We start from the raw sequence: 15,890 nt of genomic DNA, 5'->3' as shown, positions 1-15,890 counted from the left end.
TAAGCTTAAATTAATCAACTTGATAGAAAGCACCGGCAAAGCAGGCAAAGCATTGGGTAAGGAAATGCAAACTCTTGTCTGCTATTTACTTTTAGGGCCACGGCTTTGAATAGTCTTCGGACGGCGCTCTAACTTTGATCCGACACGATAAGCTGGCTAAATTCAAGTGATTATTTAGTTGAAGTATAAGGCATTTGCCTCTGTATCGCCTGTTCGCTTAATCACTTTTCTGCTTTTTTTGATACTTTTTTTTGTTTCAAGAATAATGCCAGCCGTAATTTTTCTTAATTGAAAAAAATGCATGCGGAAGATCGATTTATTTCTTGTGTCCTGAAATTCATTATTGAATTTTGCGTTGCGCGGGCAAGGGCTTCAGAGGAGCCTGGATCAGTCTAGGATAGCCCTTGAAACAGAGGAGGATGATGCGCTACTGCGGATAACCCGTAGTCGGGATTGCTGATACTGGAGCGTTTTTTTTGCTAATATCCTTTAGAACTAAACAATATAGACCTTGCCAATTTGGCTGGCGCCTTTGATGGACCAAGGTCTACGCCTGAGTGGGGCGTAATCTACGCAGGAGATAAGGATGGAACGTTCAGCGCACCTTGATACCTTTGCACGCGACAATCTACCACCCATGGAATGGTGGCCAGAGATGTTGCTGGAAGGCAATCCGGATGTGGACTATCCCGCTCGTCTCAATTGTGCCGTGGCGCTGTTGGGAGAGCAGGTAGCAGCGGGGCATGGTGATCGCGTGGCTTTGCAGTGGGCACAGGGCGATGAGAATCGCAGTCTGACCTACAAGCAGCTGGACGTGCTGACCAACCGTATTGCTCATGTTCTGGTTGAGGACATGAAGCTGGTGCCCGGCAACCGGGTTTTGCTGCGTGGTCCCAATAACCCCATGATGGCCGCCTGCTGGTTGGCCAGCATCAAGGCTGGTCTGGTTACGGTTCCCACCATGCCTTTGTTGCGGGCGGTGGAACTGAAGACGATTCTGGACAAGGCCGAGATTCATGCTGCCTTGTGTGACGAGCGCCTGCGTGAAGAGCTGGAGCACTGCATGGACTCCACGCATGATTCTTACACGCCTGCTCTGAAGCAACTGCTGTGCTTTAACGATGAAAGCGCCAAGGGCCTGGAAGCCTTGTTGGCTGACAAGCCCGAAGAGTTCACTGCTTGCGATACGGCGGCTGACGATGTTTGTCTGATCGCTTTCACCAGCGGTACGACCGGCCAGCCCAAAGGTTGCATGCACTTCCATCGTGATGTGCTGGCAATGTGCGATACCTTCTCGCGTCACGTACTGCGTTTGACCCCGGATGATGTGGTCTGCGGTACGCCTCCTTTGGCCTTTACCTTCGGCCTGGGCGGTCTGCTGTGCTTCCCGCTGCGTGTGGGTGCATCCACTGTCCTGCTGGAGCGTCTGACGCCTTCCGATCTGCTGGGCATGATTGATCGCTTCAAAGTGACCATGAGCTTTACCGCACCCACCTTCTATCGTCAGATGGCTGGTTTGGTGGATCGTTACTCCTTGGCCAGCTTGCGTGCCACCGTGTCGGCAGGCGAAGCCTTGCCAGATGCAACGCGTCAGCTTTGGAAGCAGGCCAGCGGCATCGAGATGACGGACGGCATTGGCGGTACGGAAATGATTCACGTGTACGTGTCCAGCCCACCTGAAAAAGTGCGTGCGGGTGCCATTGGCCAAGTGGTGCCCGGTTATGTCGCCACGATTCTGGACGATGATCTGAATCCGGTGCCAGTCGGTACGGTAGGCCGTTTGGCCGTAAAGGGGCCAACAGGCTGCAAGTACTTGAACGACGAGCGTCAGAAGCAGTTTGTTCAGGGCGGTTGGAACTTCCCTGGCGACACCTTCAAGATGGACGAGGACGGCTACCTGTATTACCAGGCTCGTAACGACGACATGATTGTTTCCTCGGGCTACAACATTGCCGGTCCTGAAGTGGAAGGCACCTTGCTCAAGCACGAGGCTGTGGCCGAGTGCGGCGTTGTAGGTGCCGCCGATGAAGAACGGGGCCAGATTGTGCAGGCCTTCATTGTGCTCAAGCCTGGCTTTACCGGAGACGATGAGCTGAAAAAGAAGCTGCAGGATTTTGTGAAAGAGAACGCAGCGCCGTACAAGTATCCACGTGCCATTGAGTTCGTGACTTCCTTGCCTCGTACCGAGACAGGGAAGTTGCAGCGTTTTGTCTTGCGGCAGATGGCGCAAGACTGATTGTTCAGAGCATAAAAAAAGCGGGCATATAGCCCGCTTTTTTGTGTCCGGCGCTTTTAGTTTTTGAAGGTGGCAAAAACTTCGCGTGCCGCTTGCACAGTGGCGTCGGTAATGTCCGGGGTGTGCTGCACCGAAACAAAACCGGCTTCAAAGGCCGAGGGGGCAAAGTACACGCCCTTGTCCAGCATGGCGTGGAAGAACTGCTTGAAGCGTTCGATGTCGCCAGCCGAGACTTCGGCCAGGGACGTAGGTACGTTTTCGCTGAAGTAGATACCGAACAAGCCGCCCTGGTGATCTGCCGTAAAAGGTACGCCTGCTTCTTTTGCAGCGGTCTTCAAGCCCTGAATCAGCTTGGCGGTGTTGGCTGTCAGGGTGTCGTAGAAACCGGGTTGAGCCAGTTTCTTCAAGGTTGCCAGACCAGCGGCCACAGCAACAGGGTTACCGGACAGGGTGCCTGCCTGGTAAACACCGCCGACCGGAGCGACGCATTGCATGATGTCGCGACGGCCACCGAAAGCACCAACGGGCATGCCGCCACCAATCACCTTGGCCAGGGTGGTCAGGTCAGGACGAATGCCGGTCAGGCCTTGCACGCCTTGAGGGCCAACACGGAAGCCGGTCATGACTTCGTCAAAAATCAGCACAGCGCCGTATTCGGTACATAGTTCGCGCAAGCCTTCCAGGAAGCCGGGGGCTGGGCGCACCAGGTTCATATTGCCGGCAAAAGGTTCAACGATAATGCAGGCGATTTCGCTGCCTTTCTGTTTGAAAGCATCGCGCACGGCGTCCAGATCGTTGTAGTCCAGCACCAGGGTGTGGCCGACAAATTCGGCTGGCACGCCCGCAGAGGTGGGGTTGCCAAAGGTCAGCAAGCCGGAACCGGCTTTGACCAGCAAGCTGTCAGCGTGGCCGTGGTAACAGCCTTCAAACTTGATGATGGTGTTGCGGCCGGTAAAGCCACGGGCCAGACGAATGGCGCTCATGGTGGCTTCGGTGCCGGAGCTGACCAGACGCACTTGCTCGATGGACGGCAGCATTTTGGTCAGAGTTTCAGCCAGCACGACTTCGCCTTCGGTAGGCGCACCGTAGGACAGGCCGTGTACGGCGGCTTCCTGTACGGCCTTGATAACGTCCGGATCAGAGTGGCCCAGAATGGCCGGTCCCCAGGAACCCACGTAGTCCGTGTATTGCTGGCCGTCTGCATCCCAGATGTAAGGGCCCTGAGCGCGTTCGATAAAGCACGGGGTGCCGCCCACGGAACCGAAGGCACGGACGGGCGAGTTGACGCCGCCGGGGATGACTTTGCAGGCACGTTCAAAAAGTTCGGAGTTACGGGACATGAGGCAAGAATCCAGATGTGAAAAGGTCAAGGCCAGGCAAGGGATCAGCGCACAAAGCGCGATGAGTCCTGGGGGTGAAAGTAGTCGGTAAAGCGTTGCGCCGTGGCGCGTATATCGCTGGTTTCAAACAGGCTGCTGATAACGGCAACGCTATCGACCCCTGCTTCCAGCAGTTCGGGCATTTTCTCGGGTGTGATGCCGCCAATCGCAACAATGGCAGCACGCCGTCCCTCGTGTTCTTGTTCTTGGCAAAGCAGTCGAGCTTGTCGCAAGGTGTTCAGCTCAGCCGGGGGGGCTTCGGGTTTGACGCTGGAAGGATACATGGCCCCAAAGGCAATGTAGTCTGCATCGTCCGCCAGGGCCTGGCGCGCCAGATCCAGACTGTTATAGCAGGAGCGTCCCAGCAGGGCTTGCGGCCCCAGTGCCTGACGGGCCTGGGTCAATTCGCCATCGCTTTTACCCAGGTGCGCGCCTTGCACGTCAAACTCTTGCGCCCAGCTCCAGTGATCGTTCACCAATAGCGGCAGATCCAAAGACAGGCACAGCTTGATCAACTCTTTGAGTTGTTGCTGGCGGATTGGTTCCGGGCCGTTCTTGCGACGGAACTGCAAGACCTGCAACCCCCCTTCGTGAGCGGCACGCACGGCGTCCAACAAGCGGGCGGTGTCGTCCCATTCGGGAGTAACGCCGTAAAGACCGGCGGGAAAGCGCAAGGTGGTGGGGTCAGTCATCTTGGGGAGCAACAGGGTTGAACAGGCGATGGCCCATACCGGGCAGGAAGGTGTCACTGGCACGTGCCTGCAGGTGCAACAAGGCTGATTCTACCGCGTTATCCAGCTCGTGACCTTGAGCCAGAAAGCTCAGGCAGGCGGTAGCCAGCAAACTGTCTATGTCCTGCTGACGCAGGCCGCCATCCAGCGGCATGCTGTAGTCCAGACGACCGTGATGTCCCTGGAAACGTGTGTGCCATTGTCCGGCAGCGCCAGTTACGCCGGTGACCAGTACAGCATTGGCACCGTTGTTCAACAAGGTTTCCACGGCATCCGGAGTGTCGCCCAGCAGCTCGTCGGCCTGCCAACGCTCCAGGCTGGGGTGGTCGATCAATAATAAGGAGCTCAGCGGCAGGAGCAGGCGTAAACTGGCATCAAGAGCGTCGTCTGCATCCAGCTCGTCCAGGCCGGTGGGCATGGCGCTCAGGTGCAGGACCAAGGGCAGTTCAGGGTAGTCGGAGCAAAGCTCGGCCACCATGCTGGCGATTTCAGGACTGTAGACAGGACCGCACTTGATGGCCTGAATGTTCATGTCCTCCAGCAAGCAGCGCGCCTGGTCGTCGGCAATGTCCTCTGCCAGGGTCTGAATGTTTTCTTGCTGCGCGCTATCGCGCACCAGCAAGGCGGTGGGCACGCTGAGGATATGGCAGCCCAGATGAGCGCCAGTGATGGCATCGGCAGGCAGGTGAGCACCGCCGCTGGGATCATAAGGAGCCAGCACGAGCGCCAGAGCAGGACTTGAATTTTTGATTTCAGCAGCCATCTTGTCTTGGTTACCCATGCAGGGCCGGCAAGGCTCTGGATGTCACGGGTTGAGTAATTTAGTAATATGAACCCCATTTTAATGGATTGCCCCGATTTGCACGCGGATCGGACTATGTTTAAAAATACAGTAGGAATACTATGCGTACGTGGATGTGCCTGATTTGCGGCTGGATTTATGATGAAGAAGCAGGTTTGCCTGAGGAAGGCATTGCGCCGGGCACACTCTGGGAAGACGTCCCTCCGAACTGGGTCTGTCCCGAATGCGGCGCTCGTAAGGAAGACTTCGAAATGATCCAAGTGTGATCATCTCAAGTTCCAAGGTGGTTTGTTTTGACGGGAGGTGTGTATGAGTGCCACTAGCCAGTCCCCGCTAATCCAAGAAAGCGCTGATCTAACGCACCACCTGTTACTTGCCATGCCCGGTGTGGTTTCGGGCAGCTTGGCCGACACGGTGATTTATGTCTGTGAACATAATGAACAAGGTGCCTTGGGCCTTGTTATCAATCGACCAACGGATCTGAGCCTGGTTGAGCTGCTGTCTCGTATCGAGGTGGACGTGGAAAACCGGGCTGATCTGGCCGCGACCTCCGTCTACTTCGGTGGGCCCGTGCAAACGGATCGCGGCTTTGTTCTCCATGACTCCGATAAAACCTATACCTCCAGCCTGGGGGTGGGTGATCTGACCCTAACAACTTCCCGCGATGTGCTGCAGGACGTGGCCCAAGGCCAGGGGCCAGTGCATATGCTGGTCACGCTGGGTTATGCCGGTTGGGCTGCGGGCCAGCTGGAAAGCGAGATGGCCGACAATGCCTGGCTGAGCATCAAGGCTACCCATGAAATCCTGTTTTCTACCCCGGTTGGGGAGCGCTATGATCGCGCCCTGGCCTTGCTGGGAATCAGTCCTTTTACCCTGACAGGTGCTGCGGGCCATGCCTGAACACGAAACACCGTCAATGGTCAGCTCGGCGCAAACCTTGCTGGCCTTTGACTATGGCCTGAAAAAAATTGGCGTGGCGCTGGGCAACACCTTGACGCGCCAGGCCCGCCCTTATACGATTTTGCGGCCCGTGACACGGGAACAGCGCTTTGCGGCTATCGAGGCTTTGCTCAAGGAATGGCAGCCCGATCGCGTCGTGGTAGGTTTGCCTTTGACCCTGGATGGTGGCGAGCAGTATGCTTCGCTGCGGTGTCGGCGTTTTGCCAACCAACTGCACGGTCGTTATGGCGTTGCAGTAGACCTGGTCGATGAGCGGGGCTCCAGCATGGAGGCTCAAGAATTGCTGGGCAATAATGACGATGATGATGCCATGGCAGCTTGCGTGATCCTGCAGCGATATCTGGACAGCCTGCCACCGGCCTGAGCCCTCTACAAGGTTGCAGCCTTTTGATTAGTTTATTTCGTTTTAGTTGGCGCGCTGTCGCTCTGATTGTGTGGATCGTGGTCGGCTTGTTAAGCGTCGGTCTGCTTTTTCCGGTATTGCGTCCAGGCGGGCGCCGCGTCATGGTGTTGCGCATGTCGCGCCTCTTGATGCTGATCTGCGGCGTGCGTGTACTGCAGCACGGCCAGGCTGTTCAGGATCGCTCCGTGCTCTATGTGTCCAACCATATCTCCTGGTTGGACATTTTTGTACTCAACAGCGTGCGTAGTACCTCTTTCATTGCAAAAAGCGATATTCGCCGTTGGCCAGTGATTGGCTGGCTGGTGGCGGGTGCAGGGACGGTTTTCATTGAGCGCGGGCAGCGTCGCGCCATTCAGATTGTCAGCCAGCAAATGGCTGTGTGCTTTGAGCGTGGTGATGCCGTAGGTCTGTTCCCTGAAGGCACCACCTCAACCGGTCTGGATGTACAGCCTTTCCACGCCAGTTTGTTTGAGACGGCTATCAGCCTGAATGTGGATATTCAGCCGGTGGCTCTGGTATTTGAGCAAAAAGGCCAGCGCAGTGAGCGCTTTGCCTTTGTGGGCGAGCAGTCTCTGGTTGGCAATATCTGGGTTCTGCTCAGTGCGCGTAATGTCTCTGTGCACTGCCATTTTCTGGACCTGATGCCGGCTCAATCCTGTACGGAGTGGGGACGTTCTCAAACGGCACAAACAGCGCGTGAACAGATCCGTGCGGTCGTGTGCCCCGAGGCCGTTACGGTCGAGGCCTGATGGCCTTAGCCCGGTTTCTTGCTTTCCGGGCAGTGAATCTGAACCAGATGCCGGTCTTGCAGGCGTACAGCACTAAGTTGGCGACCCCAGACGCAGCCGGTATCCAGACTGATCACGGTAGGCGTGTTCAGCAAGCCCAGCGTAGACCAATGTCCAAAAATAATAGGGACCTGGGCACAGGCGCGATTCGGCATTTCATACCACGCTAGCAAGCCGGACTCGGCATCCGGTGCACCCTTGTGCTTGAAGTCCATGCGGCCATTCACATCGCACATGCGCATGCGGGTCAAGGTGCTGACAATGGCGCGCAGGCGATCGTAGCCTTGTAGCCCAGCATCCCAGCGATCCGGGTTGTTGCCGAACAACTCAATAATCTTGTCTTGCCAGTCGTCCGCACGTAACAGTGCTTCCAGCTCGTGGGCGTATTCCAGCGTTTGCTCCGGGCTCCAGTCAGGGTGCACTCCGGCATGCACCATCAGATGGCCATGCTCGTAATGAGCCAGCGGCTGGTGTCGCAGCCAGTCCAGCAGCTCTTGTGCGTCCGGCGCGGCCAGCAGTTCCTGCAAGGTATCCTGTTTGCCGGGCTTGCGGACCCCGGCAGCGACTGCCAGACAGTGAATGTCGTGGTTGCCTAGTACACAGACGGCGCGATCGCCCAGAGAACGAATCAGGCGCAACGCTCCCAGAGAGTCCGGGCCACGGTTGACCAGATCGCCTGCAAACCAGAATTTGGCCTGGCTGTCGGCTGCAACATCAGGATGGCTGAGCAAGCTGTCCAGAGGGCGGCAGCAGCCTTGAATATCACCAATCGCCCAGATGGCAGGGGAAGTAGCTAAGGACATGATTTAGTTGGTTGTGCTGGAGTTGCGACGACGCCGGTTGTGCCGGTTTTCCATCATGATAAGAGCACTCAAGGCCATGGCCATGGCGATCAGGTTCGGAACCAGAGCGGTGACCCACGGCGCCAGATTGCTGAGCATGGCCACGTTCAAGGCTAGCTGATTGATCATGAAAAAGCCCACGCCCAGCAAGATACCGGTAAAGACCTTGGTGCCCACACCGCCGTGGCGGGTCTGCATGAAGCCGATAGGCGCAGCAATAGTAATCATGACCAGCAAGGTAAAGGGGTAAGCGACTTTGCGCCACAGGGCCACAACCTGACGTTTGGTCTGCAGCTTGTTCGCGTCCAGGTAGCCGATGTAATCCTTCAGGTCCAGTATGGACATGCGCTCGGGTGTCACGACGCGTGCAATCAGTCGATCCGGCGTTAGCGTGGTGGTCAGCGTCAAGGTGGGGCGTTTTGCAATTTTGACCAACGCTTGATCAGGTGCCTTATCCTGTGACAGAGCCGTGTGGGCCTGCTCATTGACGTGGGTCTCGGTAACGTCCTGCAAGTCCAGCTGGTTCTTGTGGAACTGTCCGCTGGGCGCTTGAGTCATTGCACTCAGGCGCTGCCCATCCGAGAAGTCGAACACGCTGACATCGCTTACTTTGCCATCGCCCTGCAGGTTGGCAATATTGATGATGCGCACCCCGCCACTGTCATTGCTTTCCTTGAACCAGTAGCCACTGTCCAGACGGCCGCCACCGGAACGTCCCAGCAAGGCCATGCCTTGCTCACTGGATTTGATCTCGGCCATGGGGGTGACATACTCGGACAAAACAAAGGCCCCTCCCACCAGGGGCAGGGTAATGGTCCAGAGCATCAGCATCATGTGCAGACCGCTAACGCCAGATGCACGCAAAATCACCAGCTCATTGCGCTGAGCCAGGCTTGCCAGGGCCAGGGTGGCACCAATCAACAGGCCAATGGGCAGCAGGTCGTACAGACGGGTGGGCAGCTCCAGAGCCTGGATGTAAAACAGATTCATCAGGGTAAATTTGGAACCGACCTTGTCCAGCTCTTCAATCAGGGCGAAAAAGGTAAACAGGCCAAGCAGGGCAATCAGCACCACGGCGCTGGAGCGATAGATTTCGGAAGCGAGATAGCGGCGTGCGGTGCGCATGAAAATAAGGCCCAGGAAAGACGTGGCTAGCTTAACAAAAATGCGGATTGCAGTCAGGGAATAGCGACTTGTCGCATACGTTGACTGATAGTGCGCGTGCGCGATTGCAAATAGGGGCTGTTACGATTCTTGTCATAGTAGGCCGGGTTGGGCAACATGCCCGCCAGACGGGCGGCCTGCATGGCACTGAGCTTGGCTGCATCAACCTTGAAGTAGTGGCGTGCCGCCGCCTGGGCACCAAAAACGCCTTCACCCCATTGGGCTACGTTCAGGTACAGCTCCAGGATGCGCTCCTTGCTCATGACGGTTTCAATCATATAGGTCAGAATCAATTCCTGACCTTTGCGCAGATAACTGCGTGATTCCGATAGAAACAGATTCTTGGCCAGTTGCTGGGAAATGGTAGAACCACCACGACGGCGGGTAGAGCCCTTTTCCGACTGGCGACGGTTGTATTCCCAGGCTTTGCGAATGGCATCCCATTCGACCCCCGAATGGTTCAGGAAGTTCGAATCTTCGGAGGCAATCACTGCGCGTTTCAAATTGGCGCTGATCTTGTCGTACGGCACCCATTGATAGCGCAGTTCGGCATCCGCATTGGCGCTGCGCAACTGGCCCTGTTCGGCCGCCATGAAGGTGGTCATGCGAGGCGGCACCACGCTGTACCAGAGCACCATCAGAAACAGGGCGATCTGATAAAGCAGAACACCAGCGGCCACGGCCAGAACGGCCAGGCCAGCCAGTTTCCAGGGATGGGCCAGAAGGCGACGCACGTCAGACTTGCCCGATGTCCTGGCGCAGCTTGGCCAGTACGGGTTCGACATCGGCCTCTACGCCGTGCCAGATCTGAAAGCTGGCGGCCGCTTGGCCTACCAGCATGCCAAGGCCATCTTTGCTATGTGTGGCACCGGCTTGCTCGGCGGCACGCATGAAGGCGGTGGGTTCGCTGGCATAAAACATATCGTAGGCCAGAGAGTTGCTGCGATAACGGGCATCTGGCAATTCGGGCAGATTCTGGTTCAGGCTGGCCGAGGTGGCATTGATCACAATGTCCCAGTCGCCACAATGGTCGTCCAGACCGCCCGCGCTCAGGCGGCGGGAGGCATCCGGGTCCAGAGCAACGACCTGCTCACGAATGTCGTAGGCTTTGGCGCTGGTGCGATTGATGATGTGCAGCATTTCGCAACCGGCTTCCAATAAGGGGAACACCACTCCACGCGAGGCACCCCCTGCACCGATCAGCAAGATACGCTTGCCTTCCGGGTTGTGGCCGACACGCAGCAGGTCCGAGCACAGGCCCACGCCATCGGTATTGCAGCCGTGCAACTGCCCATCTTCCAGCCATAGCGTATTGACAGCTCCGGCCATGCGAGCGCGACGGCTCAAGCGTGGGCCCACCAGATCATAAGCCTGCTCTTTGAAGGGCAAGGTGACGTTCAGGCCGCTGCCGTCCTTGAAAAACTCTTCCACCGTGGCGCTAAAGCCATCCAGTGGTGCCAGAATGCGCTCGTAGCTCAGGGCCAGATTGAACTGGCTGGCAAACTGCGTATGGATTTGTGGAGAGCGGCTGTGCTCGATAGGGTGACCAATAACGCCGTAGCGTTTGGCGGGAGTCGTGTCGGGCATGGTTAAGCGATGCTTGTCTTGTTGTGAGGTGTCAGCCCCAAGGCTGAAAGCGCATATTTTACCCTAGGGTCTGCTTTTGCCAGAGCATGCTGTGGACAATACGATCTTATTGCACATCCGGGCCGTGCATACTGAGCCTGTCATGCGTAAAACTCCAGCTGCGGGTAATGACGAGTACATCCGCGCCAGGAGCCACTTGTTCGGGCAGGGGGGCGAAGGGGGCGGCCAGTTCCACAATGCGGCGGGCCGCCAGATTCAAGGCGGCCTGATCTGAAGGCTCAGTAATCTGGGCACGCAGCAGGCTGCCATCTCGCCGGATATAGACTGTCATTTGCAGCTGACCGTACAGTTGCTCGCCATTTTGCTTCGGATAGTGGCGAGTGCCGGTCTGCTCAATTTTTTGACGCCACTGATCCAGGTACTGGGCTTGTTCGCTGGCTTTGGCGCTGGGACCTACATAGTGGTAGCGGGGCTGGCGTTGTTGTTCACGAATCTGCTCGCGCAAAATCGCCAGCTGGCTATTTTGCACTTGTGGGTCCAGATCATGGTCGTCCGGGCCAGGTTCAGTGGACGCGCCGATATATTCAAAGCTGGGTGTCGACAAAGGTGCCTTGTCCTGACTTTCCAGCTCGCTCAGCAGGCGCTGCTGTTCAGCTTCCAGGCTTTGCTGGCGTGCACGCAGCGCTTCAAGCACTAACTGATTCGGCAGATTGGGATCGGTCAGCGGCAAAGGATTGCTGGCCTGTCCTTGCTGATGCTCCCCGCCACCGTCCAGATTCAGCTGCGCCAAGAGTTGAGGACTTAATGGTGCGGAGTCGGTGCTGAAATTGACCAGTGCTACATCCAGACTGTTGGTCGGAGCGGGCGAGGGCGCGCGAGCCGGCCAGAAGATCAGCAAAAGATGAATCAGTGCCGAAAGGGCGACCGCCAGCCACAAATAGTCTTTGGACGCGTGGCGGCGGTCGAGCTGGCTCATGGTCGTCAGTCAGCCGTGGCGACCGAGCGCAAACGGGCTTCCACCGTCAAAGCCAGTTCGTCAAAGGACAGCAGATCCAGCGTCACTTCCTGACCACGCTCCAGTGCAGGCAAGCCAGGAACGTGCAGAACCAGCGGCGCATTGGTCAGGCGCACCAGATCTTCCTTGATGAAGCTGGCCTGTACCTGCTTGATGTCGTTTTGTTGCAGCCAGCGCAGGCACCAGAAACGCTCCAGAGAGGACTGGTAGTCCGACCACTGCGTGTATTGCGATTCAAAGGCACCAATAATGGCGTACAAATCCGCATCCTTGGGCTGGAAGGGGGCGGCCAGGCGTGCGGAGATGCCGTGCTCGGCCGCCGCCAGAATCTGGCCCTGATTGATCAGGTCCACATAACGGCGCAGAGGTGAGGTGGACCAGATGTATTGCGGCACACCAATGGATTCGTGCGGGCCGGGCGTGGTGGACATGCGCGTACGCATGAACTGCTGGGAGCGATAAATGCCGGGCACATTGTGCTCGGCCAGCAAACCGCCCCACAACTGATTGGCCAGAATCATGTATTCAGCCACCAGCAGGCTTAGCGGCGCATTGCGCACGCGTGGCACCAGACGAATGATGGAGTTTGGATCATCGTGCGGGCCATCCAGCTCGAAGCTGTATTCCACACGGTTATTGTTTTCCGGTTTGCCACGCACGGCTTCACGCTGGGCCGACAACTGGCGCGAGAAATTCCATAGCGGGCGCAGCCATTCTGCGTAGGGCAGCTCGGCATTTTCGTCGGCCAGAGCCTCTTCGCTGATCAGCGGGTCCAGCTCGTGCTGGCGCAGGTTGCCCGCTACGGTAATGCGTTCCAGGCGGGTCTGATGCGACAGGATTTCGCCAGTGTTGATGTCTGCATCTACATACAGCGACAGGGCAGGACGAGTCTGCCCTTGATCCAGGGAGAAATGCGCGATCAGCTCGGGTGGCAGCATGGGGATCTTGTAGCCCGGTGTGTACACCGTTGCCATGCGATTGCGGGCAATCTGGTCGATCTCGTTGCCACGTGCCAAGGCCAGCGAAGGCACAGCAATGTGAACCCCGATACGCAGGCGGCCCGGTTCCGGGTGCTGGACGGACAGAGCATCGTCAATTTCAATCGTATTGGCGTCGTCCACCGAATAGGCAGTGACATCGGCCTCGGGCAAATCCTGGCCCCAGTTTTGCAGGGCAATGTCCGGAAAGCCAGTTCCTTTGGGAAAGTGCGCCGCCAAAAAGCGATGTTGATGCAAGGTCAGTGGATTGGACCAGGCACCCAGCGACAGCAGCAGCTTTTCCGTGCTGACACCCAGCTCTTTCTGGGCCTGATCAAAAGCTTTCCACTCCAGCGTGTTCTTGTCTGGCTGAGTCAGGAAGGTGCTGGCTTTCTCGGCAACTTCGGGCGGCAGTTCGCCCTTGATCATCTGTTCGGCCCAAGTCTGGATTTGCTCTTGCTGCAGGCGTTTCTTTTCAATTGCGGCCAGAGCGGCTTGCAAAATTTCTGGCGGAGCAGGGCGGTACAGCCCTTTGCCACGACGGTGAAAGTAGGCGGGTGCGCTGTGCAGGGCAAAGATGGTGCCGGTTTTTTCGACAGCGCTGGGCGCGTGACCGAAATATTCCTGTGCCAGCGTGGACGCTTCAAACTCCTCCTGGGGGGCGCATTCCCATAAGAAATTGATATCCAGGGATTCGGCCAGCGCTTGGGCTTTTTCCAGCAGTTCTGCCGGGGCGGGCTGCTCGAAGGTAAATAGAACGCTGTTTTTCTTTATTTTGCTGCGTTTGCCAGACGCGGATTCCACCTGCATGGTGGTATCGCTGTCAGAAAATATTTTTTCTGCTTTGAAATTACCGCTGTCTTCAAAAAGGACGTACATGATTTTCCATCTGGATGGTGCTGGCCATCCGGTAAAGATAGTTAAGGTTGTTGCAGGGCAAAGCGCAAAATTTCGTCGATCCAGGGATCAAAGTCGGTCAGGCCATGATCTCCGCCTTCCAGAATGTGTCCTTGACTGCCTTTGTACCAATCCGCCATCTCGCGCCAGTTCAGGACTTCATCACCTTTGGCGGCCAGCAGGTAAAAGCGCTGGGGATCGCTGGGGCGTGGTACGTGAATGTCGTTGAGCTCATCCACATAGTCGGGCAGGAAGTGAAACGGGTCGGGCGAGTGATAACAGACATGCTCGCCCACCTGCGTAGCCAGATCGCGCCCTGCGTAGACCACCGGGTTAAGCAGCACGGCGCGGCTGTGATAGTGCTGCGCCAGGTGGCTGGCATAGTAACCGCCCAGCGAGGAGCCGATCACACACAATTGATCGGCGCTCATGCCTGCCTGCATTTCCGTGTCCACAATGCGCTTGCACATGGCAATGGCCTGGGCCGGGCTGGCGGGCAATTGCGGGCAGCGCCACAGGTGCAGCAAGCCCCTGTCCTGCATGGTTTGTTTCAGGCGCTGCGCTTTATAGGACGAAGGCGAGGAACGAAAGCCGTGTAGATAGAGGATCATGGAGGCACCTGCTATATAGATAAGAGGGTCAGCGTGACAGTTGATCCAGCAGGCGCTGATGAATGCCGCCAAAGCTGCCGTTACTCATCACGACAATGGCATCGCCGGGCTGGCTGGCTTGAACAATGGCCTGAACCATTTTATCCAAATCATTCCACGCTGTGGCGCGATCCCCTAAAGGAGCCAGGACCTTGGCCGCATCCCAACCCAGCGCGTGCTTGCCCTGGGTCTCGCCGTAGCAAAAAACCAGGTCGGCATCTTCCAGCGAACCGGGCAGGCGGGCGGCCATGGCACCCAGCTTCATGGTGTTGGAGCGTGGCTCCAGCACGGCCAGAATTCGGGTGGCTTTACCTGTCTGGCTGCGCAAACCGGCTAGCGTAGTAGCAATGGCGGTGGGGTGATGGGCAAAATCGTCGTAGACGGTAATGTCATTGACCACGCCACGCACTTCCATGCGGCGCTTGATGCCCGCGAATTGGCTCAGTGCCGCGCAAGCCTGTGCAGGTTTGACGCCCACATGGTGGGCAGCGGCGATGGCGGCCAGAGCGTTCAGGCGATTGTGTTCGCCGGTCAGTGTCCATTGGACGATGCCTTGGGATTGGCCTTTGAACATCACTTCGAAAGAGGTGGCGCTGATTGCCTTGCTGTCCCAATCTCCTTCGGGGCCAAACTGTTCAACAGGCGTCCAGCATCCACGGGCCAGGGTTTCGTCCAGGCTGGGGGTGTGGGTGGGACGCAGAATCAGCCCTGTGGAGGGGATGGTACGCACCAGATGGTGAAATTGGGTCTGGATGGCGTGCAGATCAGGGAAGATATCAGCGTGATCGTATTCCAGATTGTTCAGGATGGCCGTGCGGGGGCGGTAGTGAACAAATTTGGAGCGCTTGTCGAAAAAGGCGGTGTCGTATTCGTCGGCCTCGATCACAAACAAGGATTGTTCTGGATTGAAGCGGGCCGACACACCCAGGCCGGGGGCCACGCCACCGATCAGGAAGTTGGGGGACAGCTCGGCCTGTTCCAGGATCCAGCCCAGCATGGAGCTGGTGGAGGTTTTGCCGTGCGTGCCAGCCACGGCCAGAACGTGCTGTTTGTGCAGGATGTTCTCGCCCAGCCATTGCGGGCCGGATGTATAAGGCAGGCCCTGATCCAGAATGGCTTCCATCAGAGGATTACCGCGCGTCACCACGTTGCCCACTATATAGAGATCAGGGGACAGCTTGGTTTGCTCTGCGCCAAAGCCTTCAATAAGCTCAATGCCTTGTTCTTCCAGCTGCGTGCTCATGGGTGGGTAGACCCCGGCATCGCAACCGGTAACCGTATGGCCAGCCGAGCGGGCAATCAGGGCCAGACCACCCATGAATGTGCCGCAAATTCCTAGTATATGTATGTGCATGACAATCCTCCGGCCTGTATTCTAGACGACTGTTTGATCTGATGCGTGAGCTTTGGTGAGGGCCGGTGCTATCATCCCCAGATGATATTTTTTCAGGTGTGAACC

General features: G+C 57.2%; 16 protein-coding genes. 5 read left to right on the top strand and 11 right to left on the bottom strand.

Translation table 11 applies throughout. The annotated features are described in order from the left end of the window. The first annotated feature begins 586 nt into the window (after positions 1–586). Complete coding sequence (locus tag U2949_RS06850) at positions 587–2,236, top strand: AMP-binding protein (RefSeq protein WP_321286865.1); 1,650 nt, start codon at positions 587–589, stop codon at positions 2,234–2,236. Positions 2,237–2,292: 56 nt separating this feature from the next. Here U2949_RS06850 and hemL read toward each other — a convergent pair whose 3' ends face one another. Genes hemL through U2949_RS06835 form a run of 3 tightly spaced genes read right to left on the bottom strand, consistent with a single transcriptional unit; the run spans position 2,293 to position 5,109 of the window. Then, positions 2,293–3,576 (bottom strand): glutamate-1-semialdehyde 2,1-aminomutase, encoded by a 1,284-nt coding sequence (gene hemL, locus U2949_RS06845; protein ID WP_026484416.1) that lies wholly within the window; start codon positions 3,574–3,576, stop codon positions 2,293–2,295. Positions 3,577–3,620: 44 nt separating this feature from the next. Next, positions 3,621–4,307 carry a thiamine phosphate synthase gene (thiE, locus tag U2949_RS06840; RefSeq protein ID WP_321286862.1) on the bottom strand — a complete coding sequence of 229 codons (687 nt, stop codon included), beginning with the start codon at positions 4,305–4,307 and terminating at the stop codon, positions 3,621–3,623. Next, the gene (locus tag U2949_RS06835) at positions 4,300–5,109 is read right to left on the bottom strand and encodes a bifunctional hydroxymethylpyrimidine kinase/phosphomethylpyrimidine kinase (RefSeq protein WP_321286860.1); all 810 of its coding nucleotides are present in this window, start codon (positions 5,107–5,109) and stop codon (positions 4,300–4,302) included. Before U2949_RS06835 ends, thiE begins: the two co-directional genes overlap by 8 nt. 140 nt (positions 5,110–5,249) lie before the next feature. On the opposite strand from U2949_RS06835, the gene U2949_RS06830 reads away from it, so the two are divergent. From U2949_RS06830 to U2949_RS06815, 4 genes are all read left to right on the top strand, one after another. Then, positions 5,250–5,414: a rubredoxin gene (locus tag U2949_RS06830; protein ID WP_009460582.1), complete on the top strand. Its 165-nt coding sequence runs from the start codon at positions 5,250–5,252 to the stop codon at positions 5,412–5,414. Positions 5,415–5,526: 112 nt separating this feature from the next. Further along, entirely contained in the window at positions 5,527–6,048 is a 522-nt protein-coding gene (locus tag U2949_RS06825) for a YqgE/AlgH family protein (protein WP_009460584.1), read from the top strand. Between the two features lie 16 nt (positions 6,049–6,064). Continuing rightward, a complete protein-coding gene (gene ruvX, locus U2949_RS06820; protein WP_009460586.1) occupies positions 6,065–6,472 on the top strand; it encodes a Holliday junction resolvase RuvX in 408 nt (135 codons plus the stop codon). Positions 6,473–6,495: 23 nt separating this feature from the next. Next, positions 6,496–7,260, top strand: a complete 765-nt coding sequence (locus tag U2949_RS06815; RefSeq protein ID WP_009460588.1) for a lysophospholipid acyltransferase family protein — start codon at positions 6,496–6,498, stop codon at positions 7,258–7,260. Between the two features lie 5 nt (positions 7,261–7,265). Here U2949_RS06815 and U2949_RS06810 read toward each other — a convergent pair whose 3' ends face one another. From U2949_RS06810 to mpl, 8 genes are all read right to left on the bottom strand, one after another. After that, positions 7,266–8,102: a symmetrical bis(5'-nucleosyl)-tetraphosphatase gene (locus U2949_RS06810; protein ID WP_026484411.1), complete on the bottom strand. Its 837-nt coding sequence runs from the start codon at positions 8,100–8,102 to the stop codon at positions 7,266–7,268. 3 nt (positions 8,103–8,105) lie between these two features. Further along, the gene (gene lptG / locus U2949_RS06805) at positions 8,106–9,266 is read right to left on the bottom strand and encodes an LPS export ABC transporter permease LptG (protein WP_257723712.1); all 1,161 of its coding nucleotides are present in this window, start codon (positions 9,264–9,266) and stop codon (positions 8,106–8,108) included. 53 nt (positions 9,267–9,319) lie between these two features. Then, positions 9,320–10,090: a monofunctional biosynthetic peptidoglycan transglycosylase gene (gene mtgA / locus U2949_RS06800; protein ID WP_276539622.1), complete on the bottom strand. Its 771-nt coding sequence runs from the start codon at positions 10,088–10,090 to the stop codon at positions 9,320–9,322. Next, complete coding sequence (gene aroE, locus U2949_RS06795) at positions 10,041–10,892, bottom strand: shikimate dehydrogenase (RefSeq protein WP_026484408.1); 852 nt, start codon at positions 10,890–10,892, stop codon at positions 10,041–10,043. The genes mtgA and aroE overlap by 50 nt, the downstream gene beginning before the upstream one ends. A gap of 106 nt (positions 10,893–10,998) precedes the next feature. After that, complete coding sequence (locus tag U2949_RS06790) at positions 10,999–11,868, bottom strand: energy transducer TonB (RefSeq protein ID WP_321286855.1); 870 nt, start codon at positions 11,866–11,868, stop codon at positions 10,999–11,001. A 5-nt stretch (positions 11,869–11,873) separates the two neighbouring features. Further along, complete coding sequence (locus U2949_RS06785) at positions 11,874–13,763, bottom strand: ribonuclease catalytic domain-containing protein (RefSeq protein WP_321286854.1); 1,890 nt, start codon at positions 13,761–13,763, stop codon at positions 11,874–11,876. A gap of 41 nt (positions 13,764–13,804) precedes the next feature. Beyond that, complete coding sequence (locus U2949_RS06780; RefSeq protein WP_026484405.1) at positions 13,805–14,392, bottom strand: YqiA/YcfP family alpha/beta fold hydrolase; 588 nt, start codon at positions 14,390–14,392, stop codon at positions 13,805–13,807. A 28-nt stretch (positions 14,393–14,420) separates the two neighbouring features. Next, positions 14,421–15,785, bottom strand: coding sequence for a UDP-N-acetylmuramate:L-alanyl-gamma-D-glutamyl-meso-diaminopimelate ligase (gene mpl / locus U2949_RS06775; protein ID WP_257723709.1), 1,365 nt, complete (start codon positions 15,783–15,785; stop codon positions 14,421–14,423). Positions 15,786–15,890 lie beyond the last annotated feature (105 nt).

The organism is Alcaligenes phenolicus (genome assembly GCF_032063905.1).
Classification (GTDB): Bacteria; Pseudomonadota; Gammaproteobacteria; order Burkholderiales; family Burkholderiaceae_B; genus Alcaligenes; species Alcaligenes phenolicus.
The sequence above is the reverse complement of the archived record's forward strand: the minus strand, read 5'-3'. Positions and strand labels throughout refer to the sequence as shown.